Source organism: Pseudochryseolinea flava (assembly GCF_003286915.1).
Lineage (GTDB): Bacteria > Bacteroidota > Bacteroidia > Cytophagales > Cyclobacteriaceae > Ohtaekwangia > Ohtaekwangia flava.
This window is the reverse complement of record NZ_QMFY01000005.1, coordinates 122,141-138,078: the sequence shown is the minus strand read 5'-3', so window position 1 is coordinate 138,078 and position 15,938 is coordinate 122,141. Positions and strand designations below refer to the sequence as shown.

Genomic DNA, 15,938 nt, shown 5'->3' with positions numbered 1-15,938 from the left:
ATTTAAACAAACAGCTAAACGACTAAAACGTCTTACTGTTTGTGAATATTAAATCATACCCCGGAAATCCTTATCCCTTAGGTGCAACATGGGATGGGCAAGGAATTAACTTCGCCCTCTTTGCAGATAACGCCACAGGTGTTGAACTGTGTCTATTTACTTCTCAAAAAGATGAAACTGAACTTGTTCGCATTCGCATGAACGAACGAACACATCAAGTTTGGCACATCTACATTCCCGACCTAAAGCCTGGACAACTGTATGGCTATCGCGTGCACGGACCATTTGATCCGCAAAATGGACATCGCTTTAATCCTACAAAACTGTTGATCGATCCTTATGCAAAAGCGATCGCAGGAACAATCGATTGGAACGACTCCCTATTTGGTTACAAAATTCCCGATGACGAACAAGACTTATCATATAGTGAAATTGATAGCGCTGCGTTCATCCCTAAAAGTGTAGTCGTCGATCCATCATTCGATTGGGGTGACGACAAACCACTTGATATTCCTTATCATAAATCAATCATCTATGAAGCGCATGTTAAGGGATTAACAAAACTTAACAACAACATTCCTGAAGAGATAAGAGGCACATACGCAGGTATCGCGCATCCATCAACCATTAACTATCTGAAAGAATTAGGTGTCACGGCGATTGAATTGATGCCTGTCCATCACTTTGTTGTAGACAGACATCTTAAAGAAAAAGGTCTGACAAATTATTGGGGCTACAACACCATTGGATTCTTTGCGCCCGATGCGCGATATGCAAGCAACGGCGTTACGGGAGAACAAGTGAATGATTTCAAAAATATGGTGAAAGAACTTCACAAAGCCGGTATCGAAGTAATTCTCGATGTGGTATACAACCATACCGGTGAAGGAAATCAAATGGGGCCAACGTTAAGTTTTCGCGGTGTCGACAATGCATCATACTATCGACTAACAGAAGACAAGCGATACTACATGGACTATACTGGAACGGGGAACACATTGAATGCGAACCTTCCACACGTATTGCGTTTGATGATGGACAGCCTCCGCTATTGGGTAACCGATATGCACATCGACGGATTTAGATTTGATCTTGCGGCAACACTTGCGCGTGAACTTCACGAAGTAAATCGTCTCAGTGCATTCTTCGACATCATCCACCAAGATCCAATAATATCACAAGTAAAATTAATCGCAGAGCCGTGGGACATCGGAGAAGGTGGTTACCAAGTTGGAAAATTTCCGCCGGAGTGGGCAGAGTGGAATGGAAAGTATCGCGATTGCATTCGTGACTATTGGCGTGGTGCGGACAGTATGCTAGGGGAATTCGCGGAACGCTTTACAGGAAGTTCCGATCTATACCAAAGTGATTTTCGCAGACCTACCGCCAGTATAAATTTCATTACAGCGCATGATGGGTTTACGCTTCACGACTTGGTGTCGTACAACGAAAAACATAATGAAGCTAACGGCGAAAATAATCAAGACGGAGAAAGTCACAACCGTTCCTGGAATTGTGGTGCAGAAGGACCAACAGATGATGAAGAGATTAACAACCTCCGATATCAACAGAAGTGCAACATGCTCACAACGCTTTTCCTTTCGCAAGGCGTACCCATGTTAGTAGCAGGTGATGAACTAGGAAGAACACAGCAAGGTAACAACAATGCCTATTGCCAGGACAACGAGATCAGCTGGATTCATTGGGACAACGCCGACCAAACTTTACTACAATTCACCAAGGACCTGATACATTTTAGAAAAAAACATCCAGCCTTCTGCAGACGACGTTGGTTTCAGGGACAACCCATTAAGGGAATTGGTATTGAAGATATCGCATGGTTTCTTCCAGATGGTTCAGAAATGACAGATGAACATTGGAAGAATGATTTAGCAAAATCATTAGCGGTATACATGAATGGTCGTGGACTACATTCGGTGGGACCAAAAGGTGAACCCATCATCGACGACAGCTTCTATGTAATTTTTAATGCTTGGCATAAAGGTCTGCAGTATAAGTTACCAGAAACAAAATATGGAAAAGAGTGGACTATCGTACTTGACACCAGTGAAGGGAGTTTTAAAAAACACAAGAAGGTTTACCATGCTGGCGAAATGATCCGTGTAAAAGGAAGATCAATCACTTTGCTAACACATTCACTTGTCCAAAATCCCCCAACGCGAGAACAACAAAATAATGCATAGTGTAAGCAAGCAACAGCCATTTATCAAGCAACGTGGTGCCGGTATATTACTTCACATCACGTCGCTACCCTCTGCATTCGGCATCGGCGATGTGGGGCCAGCGGCAAGATCTTTCGCCGATTTCCTCGTCGATAGCAAACAAAAATATTGGCAGGTACTTCCACTTAATCCAACATCTTCTGTTTCCGGTCATTCGCCCTACAGCTCAGCATCGAGTATGGCATCGAATGCGTTATTGATCAGCCCAGAAGATTTGATGTCGCAGGGGCTGTTGACAAAAAGTGATCTAAAGAAAATTGAAATTGCAGCAACGGATCGTGTGAACTTTAACGCCGTAACCAAAAACAAAGCAAGTTTACTAAAAGAAGCATTTAAAGTTTTTGAGAGCAGCGGCGAAGAAAAGAAACGTTTCGAGGAATTTTGTAAAGCAGAAAATCAATGGCTTCACGACTATGCGGTATTCATGCTACTAAAATCCGCGCATGATCAAAAAGCCTGGAATGAATGGCCTGCGGGATTTAGAAATCGCGACGAAAAAAAGATTGCCTCGTTTATCGACGAGCATCAGTTCGAATACCGTTTTACGCAATGGCAGCAATTCGTTTTTCAACAACAATGGAAATCGCTTCGCGAGTATTGTAACACAAGAAATATAAAACTCTTTGGCGACTTACCGTTTTACGTCAGTCACGATTCCGTTGACGTGTGGAAGTCTCCCGAAATTTTTAGTCTCGACAAAAAGGGAAGCATGTACACATCTGCAGGTGTGCCGCCAGACTATTTCAATGACGACGGTCAGCATTGGGGCATGCCTGTTTATCGGTGGGACGTGATGAGAAAAAATCACTACGCCTGGTGGATGCAGCGACTTCACCGAAATCTTGCATACTTTGATCTTTTGAGACTCGATCATTTCAGAGCTTTCGCTGACTACTGGGAAGTTCCCGCAAAAGAGAAAACCGCGAAGAAAGGAAAATGGAAACCAGGTCCAGGCGCATCGTTCTTTCAAGCGGCGAAAGAAGAATTCGATACCCTTCCTTTTGTCGCAGAAGATCTCGGCGACATCAACCAACCTGTGTACGATCTGCGCGACGAATTTCAACTACCAGGAATGTTAGTGCTTCAATTCGCTTTCGGAGACAACATGGCAACGTCCGATTACATTCCCCACCGTCATGTTCCAAACAGTATTGTCTACACAGGAACACATGATAACAACACCACGGTAGGGTGGCTGCGCAAAGATGCTGACCGTAAAACATTAAAGAGACTAATTGACTATGCACAGCGCGACGTTCACGAGGACAACGTGCATGATGTGCTCACACAAATGGCGTACAGCTCTGTTTCTAACACAGTAATTATTCCGTGGCAGGATATTGTTGGACTTAATGAAAAATCACGGATGAATACACCTGCATCGGTCAAAAATAATTGGTCATGGCGAATGACTGAAAAGATGTATACGAAATCGATTGCCAATAAACTTGCACGGTGGGTCGATGTCTATGGTAGATAAAAAAGAAACACAGCGCTTCGTATAGTGAAACACCCTCTGATTACTTGCGAAGACACTGTGTTTAAATACTATAGTAACTCAGCGTCTTATGATCTTCTTCACAACAGTCCGACCATCTTGCGACACAAATTTGAACAGGTACGTGCCTGATGAAAGTCCCTCGAAGGATCGTTGAATTTGTCCATGATAAAACTTCTTCCCGACTACATCCATAATTTCAAGTTCATGCCATCGCGACCCCGCTTCAATTTGAATGCTAGACGATGATGGGTTTGGATAAATTTTCAAGTCTCCTAAAACATCAGTTTCCTCCGACAATATATTGGGGTCCTTAAAATCTAACCAATTGAGTTTGAATCCTGCACTTTTATATTTCAACCGTAGTGTATGCTCCCCCGCGGTGAGCGGTACAATCGCTGGAAATTCATCCCAGGTTTGGTAGCTGCCTGTACTGGTGAATGTAATTGTAGCAAGAACATTACTACCCTCCATAATTTCAATAGAACCAGCATTAATACCAGCAATGCGCGCATAGGTTTGATAATTATTATCTTCTGGAACATCAATTTTATACTCCGTCCAATCATTGGCTGAAATATCTGAAACGTTAATAACACCAGTTTGATCATTCGTCAATTCTAACTTCACACCACTCATATCACTATAATTTTCAGTTTGCAAAATCCCAGGTATGTTAGAATAAACTGTTGGATCATGTACGGGTGTATTCACATAAATTTCACCAAGCGCTGTGAGTGAAGCGCTGGATTGCGACAAGATGCCGATGAAGGGCGATTTATTTTCGAATCTCCCAGTAAACCAAGCATAACGAAACACATCAGGATCGCTTTCTAAGTAATTAATCGCGTTGAACATAAAGTTCTTTTGTTGTTCTAGCGTAACAGTACCTTCCCATGCGGCAAACTCCGTCAGCCAAATAGGCCTGTCATATTTCTTAAATTCACCGACATACCATTTCAGCGCATTCACATCGTTCATATAGCAATGAATCGCGATGTGATCAACACGGCAGTCAGGACACGCTGCAAAAAAATCATCGAGATACTTAAACGGATCATTGTATGTTGTTCCGTTTTCAGAAACACAATTTCCACAATAGTTCACCGCAGGACCTACAATTTCCAAGTTATATTCATCTGCGATAGCTTCAATTTCTGGCCACTTTGCCGCGGCTTCTGTCGGCGTCATGTTAGCCTGATCTTTAAAATTCGGCTCGTTAAATCCAAGTATATATTTCACCTTGGGATGATTGGCGATAAACGTGCGCATGGCCTCCTTGTTGAATGCACCATTCCAAGCCATGGGAATAAAATCCATGTCATACGTCTCATGAGAATTGAGCACCGAAGTTTTAGGTTGATGATGCCAGTTGTAAATCCAACTAACACCCGGCGCAAGTGCTTCAAGATCCAATGCGCTGTATTCGCCGTAACTCAGTCCGCGCTTTTCGCTTCGCCCCTGACCTAGTACTGCACTGGTCGTCAACGCGAATAAAATCAAAGAAAAATATTTCATAGAATTCATTTACAAAATTAAAACAACTATGATCCCCATGCCACATCATGTATGATTTGACATGAGAGACCATAGTTTTAACCTAGTTTAACCCATCTTTAAACTATTCACATCATTACTTTTTGTTCATGCGGATAATCGTCAATTTTTGGCCATCGTGAACTTGAAGCAAATAGGCTCCTGGCTTTAACTCACGCGTACTTATGACGCCTCCGCTAAGAACTGCAGACAACACTTCCTTGCCCGTGATATCGCTCACCGTGACCAATGTTCCATCCGCAACGCCAACTAAATTAAATTGATCTTCTGCTGGATTAGGGAATCCGATGATAATATCGCCTTCGCTTATCGTAGCCATACGTGCTCCTGCATTTGAAAAATTCATCCAGTTCAAATTGAAACCACCATTTACAACGTATACCCTAAGCGTAGTAATACCCGCCGTGAGCACTACATTTTGTGAAGGTATAGTGATCCATTGTTGTCCACCACCAGTGTTTGGAATGTTGATTGTTGCAAGCACCGTGGAACCATTTCGCAATTGAAGCTGTGCGTTGGTAGCCCAACCCGCCACGCGAAACTGAAGGCCATAGCTACCCGTCGCTTGAACATTGACTGTATAGTCAATCCAATCACCAGCGTCGATATACCCGATATTTTCACCTCCACCAGTGTCCGTCGTCGTCTCTTTCGCAATACCATTCATTGACACGTAACGTTCAGCTTCAATTTTCCCTGGGATGCTTTCGCCTGTGCCTCCCATCGTTACCGTGACGTTCACTGGCGATGATGTAGTGTTTGCTTGGAGATTATCGAAAGCCTTGGCCGTGATTTCGTAATTACCTATTGCTGACGGCGTCCACGAAGCTGCGTAAGGTGATGAAGTATCAGTAGAAAGCAAATTTCCATTCACATAGAATTCAACCTTCGCTACGCTTCCGTCAACATCAGTCGCTGATGCGTTTAGTGCTACTGCGCTTAGGCCTACAATGGATGCATTATTCGTCGGTGCCGTTAACGAAACCGACGGAGAAACATTTCCACTTAATGTTGTAAAATTCATCCAATTGAAGTTGAACCCACCGGTAACAAAATGTACGCGCAGCTGTTGGTTACCAGCGGTTAGTGGGATAGATACAGCATTCGTAGTTGACCAGACTTGACCTCCCCCTGTGTTTGGAACATTGACGGTAGCCAACACTGCCGCTCCTGATCTCAACTGGAGTTGCGCAGCAGCATTCCATCCGGCCACTCTAAACGTGACTGCGTAATTACCAGTAGCCTGTACGTTAACATTGAAGTCCATCCAATCCCCGCCATCGATGTAGCCGATATTTTGTCCACCTCCAGCATCCGTTGTTCCTTCTGTAGCAATGCCGTTCATCGTAGCATAACTCTCGGCTTCTACCTTACCAGGAATAGTCAAACCACCACTTACCGAAACTACAACATTGGTGGTTGTCGATGTTGTGTTACCATTGAGGTTGTCATAAGCCCGCGCCGTCAATGCATAACTTCCCGCCGACAATGGTGTCCATACCGCAGCATAAGGTGATGATGTATCTGTTGATTGTAATATTCCATTCACAAAAAATTCAACTTTAGAAATGGTACCATCGCTATCACCAGCATTTGCATTGATGGTAACCGGATTCAACCCAACGAAAGATGCATTGTTTGTTGGTGATGTAATAACCACTGTAGGCAATTGATTACCGACAACGCCTGTTCCAAACACTTGAAATTCATACAGCGCATATCCGTACCCACTGTTACGGGCAGTGCCAAACATTCGTATATATCGACCAGGTGTTTCCGTGAACGTAATCGCATCAGTCCCGCCATCACCTGTTGTTGTGCTGAACACTGTTTGCCAACTTACATTATCAGATGAAACTTGGATCTCATAATTCTTTGCTGAAGCAATGCCTTCCCAAATTAAATTGACGCGATTCAGTTTGTAAGCTGCTTTCAAATCAACGGAAATCCAATGCGGATCAGTCCAATTACTTGACCAACGCGTGGCCATATCGACATCGACAGCAAAACTTGACAACGTACCTTCTCCTTCAGATGATGATGCCTTTGCTATTTTATAGGCAGCGAGATTGACTTCAGCAAAAGGTTTTACCGTCACAAAAGCTGTATCTGCAACTGTACCATTTCTACCGAATACCATAAACTCTCCAAGTTGTGTCGCTGTATAAACACCTGATGAAGTAATGCTACCGCCGCCTGACGTGGTCCACGTCAATGCTCCAGTGAATGGAACGCCAAATTGATTTTCTCCATTGAACGTAAACTGCTGCGACGAACCTACAGGCATTTCGATTCGCTTCGTTATTTTCGATAACGGCAGAATATCTACCTTCATCAACTTCGCGACCTCCTCAACAACTACGGTTGCACTTGCAACGAGATTACTTTGTTTTGCAACAATCGTAAATGAAGGTTGTAAATATACACCCCCACCGTTTGGTGTGTAAAGCCCACTGGCTGTCACTGCGCCTTTACCAATCACTGACCATTGCGGATTTACTGACATTACATTTCCAAACTGATCATAACCTCTCGCCGTAAATTGTTGCGTTACGTTATCTTTCATTTGAATGGTCTCCGGTGTGATCATCAATGTTGATAGCACGGCGCCGCCAGTTTTTTGTGGCATCCCGTAGACTTCCATTTCATGTAAACTGACGCCCCATTCCGTAGCGCGTTTTGTGACATGCAATTTCACATAGCGTCCCGTACCTGTGATTGAAATTTCTTCTTTGCCACCAAAACCATTCGGCTGATTGTACACGGTGGTGAATGAATTATTATCGTTCGACAATTGAATACTATAAATTTTTCCATAGGCAGCTTCCCATGTCAGTACTACTTTTTCAATATCGAAAATACCGCCGAGATCAACCGTAATCCATTGTGGTTCCGCCCAAGCTGTTTCCCAACGTGATTCAAAATTTCCATCCGTAAGATTTGCTGCTGGATTAACATCGCTTTGTGAAGACACGTCGACGATGGGCTTTGATAGCGCAATATTTGAAAGTGGATAACTCACGTGAATTGAAACAGATTTATTCACACTTCCCGAAGAGGCTCTCAACGTAAATGGACCTCCTGGCGTTGTTGGTGTAAATAGGCCAGCCGCGTTTATTGATCCTCCGCCAGTCACAGTCCACGTTGGTGTTATCGCAAAAGGATCACCGTACTGATCTGAACCCGTCGCAGCGAACTGATACGTTTTACCGATATCAGCGCGCGCAACGGTTGGGGTAATGTTAATTATTGTCAGCACCGGTGCCGGACCAACACGCAATGAAAATGTTCCCGTTATTGAACCTGATTTTGCAGAAACGAGGTACGTTCCGTTTGTTGCGCCAGCCGTAAATAATCCATTGGCATTGATCGAACCGCCGCCGGAAACACTCCACGTTACAGTGGTATTTATTTTTGATTCATATTGATCAAACCCTTGTTGCGTCATTTGAAGTGTTTGACCTGATGATACGGTAAGCTTGGGTGCTGAAATTTTTATCGATGAAAGCGCAGCATCCAAACGGTGAGCAATCAACTTTTTTGGTGGTGCTACAAACGAAGCATATTGCACACCATCGCGATAAACTTTGCACACTTGTTCAGTAGCCAGTGGGTTGTACACAACAACTGTGGTGCGGTTCAATCGTGGGTTGAAATAAACCGTGCTTGAAGGAAGGTTGGTATGCTGATTCCACTGAATCTCGCCGAGTGTGCGATGTGAATGCATGAACCAATAAGAAAACGTATTGTTGTCTGATGCCTTTGCTGTTGCCTTTCCTTGCGTCCATAGTCTATCATAAACCGAGGCTGCACTATCGGGATCAAACACTTGCAAATACGAAAGTGTGATGGCGCCGATATCGGGTGTAGCACCAAGGTCGCTCTCCCATCCGCCAACCGTTTTTGTATTCCACATCGTACTATAATCCCACCGCGCAAATTCTTGATCTTCGTACATGTATTTCAGGAATGGACTCATTGGCAGCCATTGAATAGAATGCATCCAAAAATTATCGCCACTGAAATATGTCCACCATCCAATACCATTCGATGTCAAATTGCTGTTATACGGTTTGTCGTACTTGGTATAGTCATAATTGCCTTGACCACCATTTGCAGGGATGTGTGATCTATCGAACCAATACTCTGCCACACCTTGTGCCTCTTGAACGTATCCAAATATTGCCGCGTCACGAAGTGGCTTATCATTGGTAACTACGCCAAGCATGTACATGGCTCCCCAAGCTTGCATGCCTTCTGAAGACGACTCCTCTCCGTTGCCGTTGAAGTCACCCATGCCGCCAGAGTACGAATGCCCAGCCCAAGGATCCATACTTCTAAAAAATGGAAAACGTTTATCACTTCGGTTGTAATTCGCATAATCTAGCACCTGCATTTTCACGAAGTCCTTATACTTCAGCATGAAGTCGTCATCGTACATAAAAAGGATTGACGCTGCGTAAATATGGTAGGCATAACAGAATGCATGATCTTGCAACACATCAATACCAGGCAAATGGTTGTCGCGCGTATTATGTCCGAGGAAAGAACCCCAGTTCGTATACCAAGAAAAATAGTGTGAGTTCTCTCCGGGTGTATACGTGTACCAATCTGTTAAAGCTTCTTTTAATCTTCCTTTGAAAATATTAAACGCTTCGGTGTTGCCTGTTTGCGCAGCGAGTTGCATGTAGCGTGCATAATTCAGAAGATCTTTTCCACCCCAGTATGTATCAGTACCATAACCCGTTTTACTTTTGTAATTATTAATGAGTTCATTCACAATTGCCGGATTGTATGGATTCTTAATTCCGCTCATTACTTCCGGCACAGGATAACCTGGAAGCAGACCATTAAAAGGATACGTGATTACAAATTTATTTCCAATGGCCATTTTCAACTTGCCACGAGGCGTTGCATATTCCAATCCGTTAAAACTGAAATTTCGCGTTGTCTTTTTATACGCGTGAGGAAGCCACCCTTGTATGAATTGATTTTGAGCTTGTCCTCTTAAATTTTCTGGAACGAGTTCCCACGTGATATCCATTTTCGCGGCTTCTTCATTGTACACCCAATTCACTTTGCTATCGCGTGGAATAGTATATGCGTAGGTATTAAAGAAAGGAAGGTCCGCAGCTTTTGTCATCGTCCCGACAATGAGATATCCGTTGGTAGATGGAAAAGTTACCGTGATCGTTCTACCGCTTTGTGTAAAGGTGGTATTCGGAGGCGCAAAAATTCCGTAGTGATCACCGTTGAAGTTTATACCAAAGTGATCAGTCGTCACCGGAAATGTTAAAGGACTACCGTCATCTTTAAAAAAAGAAGCGGCGTCTAGGGATATCGTTGGCGAAAGCTTGGTGCACTCAATCCATGTGAACGGTAACCCGTGGCCGATCGTGACTGCCATTTGTTTTGAGGCATCAGATTGATCTTTCATGATCCAATCGAGCGTATACACGCCCCACCTTCTCGCAAGTGCGCTTTCCGGTGCGAAGTCTAATCCGCCAATGGTGAGTCTACTTGCCGATTGCAATGTTCTACCATCGGCAGACCACGTTTTTGGAAATTCAACATAAAGCCCATAGTTCTCAGCGTTTACCATACCTGGGTACGCCCAGAGGTTGTCAGAGTACTGTGTGGTAATAAGTGTCGTCCACCAATCTGTTGATGGGATTGCACGCGTTGTGGTATCAACAACGTACAATTTTCTATTCACCATTTTTTGAGTGAGATCACCCCACGCATCGGTTCCAGTGTAGTATGGTTTTTCGGCTTCGTGAAGTGGTGGATAAGCGGCGTAAGATCCGGCGCCTAACGAAATCGGGTTTTGGCTATATACAGGTGTACAAAAGATTGCGAGCCACAACCCTATGAGTAGCGCAATGCTGGCACTTGGCCGACATGCCCTTTGATCATTTGTTATCATAGGTTTTGGTTTAACTGTCTTGCGACAGTTGGGTTAATTGATTTGGTTATTAGCAGATTTCGGGCTCGCAACCTGTCGACAATATGCAACCGGTTGTGACAGTACTCAAAAAAATGGCTACGGTATGATTACGGGGCTCACAAAAAAGATGTGAATCTGACGCAGATTGAGAGGATGTCGCAAAAATGTGATTACGGAAATTCAACTTTCGTCGACGGCTGATTTTGAAGACCGGGCGCATGTCCCGAAATCGTTTACGGAAATTTTGGGTGCCCGTACTCATCCCGTACCGTAGTTTTTTGCAAGCTCTGCAAACGTTTCCAATTTCAACTTCGGTCTCGCAAGCCCAAACAGATAGAAATAAACTTAAACCAGTAACCATGAAAACCATGTCGCACAACAGGTTTTACGGGAGATTACTACCTACCCCCGGAAGACTGATTTTTACACTCTTACTCTTTGTTATTATACAAGTTGAAAGTCTTGCGCAATGCGAATCACTCGTTTGGCAAGATGAATTTAACAACAGCGCACTCGATCAATCCAAATGGGATATTGAAGTTGGTGGTGGTGGCTGGGGTACCGGGCAGCTTGATTATGCCACAGCGCGTCCCGAAAACATCAGAATCGAAAATGGAAAACTCGTACTTGAAATTCGTAAAGAAAATTACGAAGGACATCAGTACACCTCGGGGCGTATTCGCACATACAAAAAAGTAGATTTTCAATATGGTCGCATTGAAGCAAGATTAAAAGGCGTGTATAGCCAAGGAAATGGTTTTGCTTTTTGGCTACTCGGTTCTGATTTCGAAAGTGTATGGTGGCCAAAGTGTGGTGAGGTCGATATATTCGAGAACACCGGAAAATATCCCGGAAAAAATATCGGCACGTCGCATTATCAAGAATCATGGGGCCATGCTTGGAATCAAGGATCGTACACCCTTCCTAACAACGCGCGGTGGGCCGATGATTTTCACACTGCTGCAATTGAATGGAGTCCTACTTATATAAAGTACTTCATTGATGGGAACCTCTACCACACTTTTGACATCAGTAATCCAATCAACGGTTACAAACCTTTCAATCGTCCTTTCTTCATTATTCTTAGCGTGGGTATGGGCGGGTCATATTCTGGTCCCCCGGATGCAACAACCGTTTCTCCCATGAAAGCAGAGATTGAATACATCCGCGTTTACAAGGGAACTTACAGTACGTTCATCACCGGTGACGATAAAATTTATAAAGGTGAAATTTCAAAAGACTACAGTGTTAACGTTGCATCCGCCGGACACACATTCAATTGGACAGTACCAGCAGGTGCTACGATCGCAGCGGGTCAAGGCACAAATAAAGTAACGGTCAATTGGGGACAATCTGGCGGAGATGTTAGCGTGTCCGTTGGCTCAAGCTGCGGAACCAACAGCTACAAAATTCCGGTAACAGCGGAAGAGCCTTTCGTTGCCGATAAAGTTTATGAAAATTTTGAAGTACCGGCTTCGCTCACATACGGCGCAATGTCGGGCACGTTGACAAAAGATGTTGCAAATCCGAATACAACCAACACGGTTAACACATCAGCCAAGGTTGGTCGATATACTCGCAATGCGACACAGCAGTACGACTATATGACGCTTACAGGATTGAACTCTCAACCCAATGGAGAATTGGTTTATGGAAGGCGTAAAATTCTTTTGGATGTCTATACCGATGCCCCTGTTGGAACGAAAGTGTCTCTGAATTTGGAAAACGGAAATGTATCAACAGGAACGAATTATCCTTCCGGGCGATATGCAATCTTTGACGCTGTCACAACGCGGCAAAATACTTGGGAAACACTCGAATTTAATTACACGAGTTCTCCCGACGTATATGGTAGCGCTGCGGAAGTAAATCAATGGATACTCCTCTTTGCACCGGTTACCAATACAGGATACACATTTCACTACGACAATTTACGAACAGGCTATCCAGGAGGTTTCCCCGCAACAGTGTACAACGATGTACTGCAGAACTACGATGGCACTGCGAAGTTGACGAAAGATTTTTCGAACGGCGTCTATACAGTTCAGGCCAATCCATCGGTTACCGCACCAAACAATAGCCCAACCGTTGCAAAGTACGTACGTGACGCCGATAGTTCTTATGATGCGTTAGTATTCAAGACAGATGCGATCGTTGACGCATACAATTTCAAAAAAGGAAATTATAAAGTGATGATGGACGTGTTCACCGATGCCCCTATCGGTACACGACTGTCGATGAATTTCGAAGTAAGCGCTTTTGCACTTCCAGACAACTGGCCCGCCGGACGTCACAGTAACTACGAAGCCGTAACGACGAAACAAAATCAGTGGGAAACTGTCACGTTCTATATCTCTGCTACACCTGATAAAGGCGCGTCAGATGCTGCCATTGACAAAATTGTATTTCTATTCAATCCTGTCACCAACACGTCTAACACTTACTATATCGACAACGTGCGAATTGCTTCTGCTGTACCCAAAGATAATTATGTACTCTCCACTGTTTGGGAAGATTATGACGCCAACAGAAAGCTAACATTAAAAACAACAACGGGAACATATTCACCAGCCATCAATACACCGTCACCGGGTGGCGTGAATACTTCGCCTGAGGCAGCAACCTATGTTCGAAACGCAACGCAACAATGGGATCTTCTTGTGTTTAACAAATCAACAGCAGTAGTTGATGGAAAAAAATTAAAAGAAAGAAAGCAAAAAATCGCGATGGATATCTACACCGACGCACCCGCAGGAACAGAAATTTCCATTGGGTTTGACGCGAGTACATTGGCATTGCCGGATAATTATCCAACTGGAAGACACAGCAATTACCAAGCATTTACAAAAGCGCAAAACAGTTGGCACACCGTTTACTTCACCTATGCAGCGTCGCCAGATCCAAGTACGCCCGATAATTTGATTGACAACGTAGCGTTGCTTTTTGCACCCGGAAAATTAACAGGCAACACATTTCACATCGACAACATTCGTGTATTTGATGTCATCCCCGAAACAAATCCTTTGGCGTCAATTACGGTTACACCACAGGGAAATACAATTTCCGTTGGACAGACCTTGCAATTTACTGCAGTCGGAAAAGATGCGAATGGTAATACGGTGAGCATTACGCCAACGTGGAGCGTGAGCAGCGGCGGAACGATATCACAAGCAGGTTTATTCACCGCGAGCGGATCAGGTGTAACTACCGTGACTGCTACTTCCGGAAATATTTCTGGTACGTCAACCGTTACAATTTCTGGTGTCTCTGGATCATCAATCCCCGGTAGAATTGAAGCAGAATCTTACGCGACAATGAATGGCGTAGCGAAAGAAAATACATCGGACGTTGGCGGCGGACAAAACATCGGATACATCGATGGCGGCGATTGGATGGACTATAGTGTCAACGTACAGGCTACGGGTAATTACGCTGTAACATTTAGAGTTGCAGGATGGAATGCTTCAGCTCAAGTTCAATTACGGTCAGGAGCAACTGTACTTGCTACAGTGAACGTTCCCAATACAGGCGGCGGGCAAGTTTGGGCAACAACAAGTGCTGCTACTATACCATTGTCGGCGGGCAATCAAACACTTCGCGTACAGGTGATCAACGGCGGATTCAATTATAACTGGATGGAATTTTCACAAGCAGGCGGAAATATCTCCCCGAGCGTGTCAATTACGACGCCATCTAACAATGCGGTTCTAACCGGTTTGGGCACCGTGACAATTGCCGCGAACGCCACCGACAGTGATGGTACGGTATCGAGAGTTGAATTTTTGGTCAACGGAAATTTACTTTCAACAGATACATCGTCTCCATTTACGGCGACGTGGACGCCAACTGCTGCAGGTACATATACACTTACCGCAAGAGCATTTGACAATCTCAATGCGAACACAACTTCGTCGCCTATTAATGTTACAGTCACAACGGGGGGTGTAGGCGCAAACATTCCGGGTAAAATCGAAGCGGAGAACTACGCAACAATGAGTGGCGTCGCGAAGGAAAATACAGCTGATGCAGGTGGAGGTCAAAATGTTGGATACATCGACAGCGGTGATTGGATGGATTTCCCGGTCATCGTTCAAAACGCAGGAACATATGCCGTGACTTTCCGACTCGCAGGATGGAACACCACTGCACAATTGCAATTGCGTAATGGTGCTACGGTGCTGGCCACGGTTAATGTTCCGAATACAGGCGGTGGACAAAACTGGTCCACAACGACAGCACAAAATGTAACACTGCCATCAGGTAACATCACGCTTCGCGTACACGTCGTAACCGGTGGCTTCAACTTCAATTGGATAAACTTTGCGGCACCAGGTGCACGCATTGGTTTGGAAGAAGCAGTCGTTGAAACGAATTTGTATCCCAATCCATCGAGAAACATTGTAACGATTAGCGGTATTGAAGAATATCCTGCGAAGATTACCATCGTCAATCAACAAGGAGGTGTGCTTTTCGACAAGATTATCAACAGCGAGAAAGAAGCAAATTTCGATCTCACAGAATATCCAATTGGCACGTATTACATCACTGTAAAAAACAAAAAAGTATCTCGAACAGAACGAATCATTAAAGATTAGTAGAACATCCGTAAAAAACTGGCGGCTGATAACGGTCGTCAGTTTTTATTTTATTATACACCAGAATCAGCATCACTAGTACCGGATTTTTTCCAATA

The 15,938-nt window shown here is 44.2% G+C and carries 5 protein-coding genes; 3 read left to right on the top strand and 2 right to left on the bottom strand.

Translation table 11 applies throughout. The features are described 5' to 3' along the window. The first annotated feature begins 41 nt into the window (after nt 1–41). Both glgX and malQ read left to right on the top strand, forming a co-directional pair. Nucleotides 42–2,204: a glycogen debranching protein GlgX gene (gene glgX, locus DQQ10_RS11820; RefSeq protein ID WP_112747082.1), complete on the top strand. Its 2,163-nt coding sequence runs from the start codon at nt 42–44 to the stop codon at nt 2,202–2,204. Then, on the top strand, nt 2,197–3,723 hold the full coding sequence (malQ, locus tag DQQ10_RS11815; protein WP_112747081.1) for a 4-alpha-glucanotransferase: 1,527 nt from the start codon (nt 2,197–2,199) through the stop codon (nt 3,721–3,723). Before glgX ends, malQ begins: the two co-directional genes overlap by 8 nt. 78 nt (nt 3,724–3,801) lie before the next feature. Here malQ and DQQ10_RS11810 read toward each other — a convergent pair whose 3' ends face one another. Together DQQ10_RS11810 and DQQ10_RS11805 are read right to left on the bottom strand one after the other, a co-directional pair. After that, on the bottom strand, nt 3,802–5,259 hold the full coding sequence (locus tag DQQ10_RS11810) for a glycosyl hydrolase (RefSeq protein WP_165823908.1): 1,458 nt from the start codon (nt 5,257–5,259) through the stop codon (nt 3,802–3,804). 115 nt (nt 5,260–5,374) lie between these two features. Continuing rightward, nucleotides 5,375–11,224 (bottom strand): carbohydrate-binding protein, encoded by a 5,850-nt coding sequence (locus tag DQQ10_RS11805; protein WP_112747079.1) that lies wholly within the window; start codon nt 11,222–11,224, stop codon nt 5,375–5,377. Between the two features lie 380 nt (nt 11,225–11,604). On the opposite strand from DQQ10_RS11805, the gene DQQ10_RS11800 reads away from it, so the two are divergent. Beyond that, nucleotides 11,605–15,840, top strand: coding sequence for a carbohydrate-binding protein (locus tag DQQ10_RS11800; RefSeq protein ID WP_165823907.1), 4,236 nt, complete (start codon nt 11,605–11,607; stop codon nt 15,838–15,840). The last annotated feature ends 98 nt before the right edge of the window (nt 15,841–15,938 follow it).

What these genes read in the sequence shown, in the direction of transcription:
- malQ (WP_112747081.1), top strand. Translation starts at nt 2,197, where the DNA reads ATGCATAGTGTAAGCAAGCAACAGCCATTTATCAAGCAACGTGGTGCC.
- DQQ10_RS11805 (WP_112747079.1), bottom strand. Translation starts at nt 11,224, where the DNA reads ATGATAACAAATGATCAAAGGGCATGTCGGCCAAGTGCCAGCATTGCG.
- DQQ10_RS11810 (WP_165823908.1), bottom strand. Translation starts at nt 5,259, where the DNA reads ATGAAATATTTTTCTTTGATTTTATTCGCGTTGACGACCAGTGCAGTA.
- DQQ10_RS11800 (WP_165823907.1), top strand. Translation starts at nt 11,605, where the DNA reads ATGAAAACCATGTCGCACAACAGGTTTTACGGGAGATTACTACCTACC.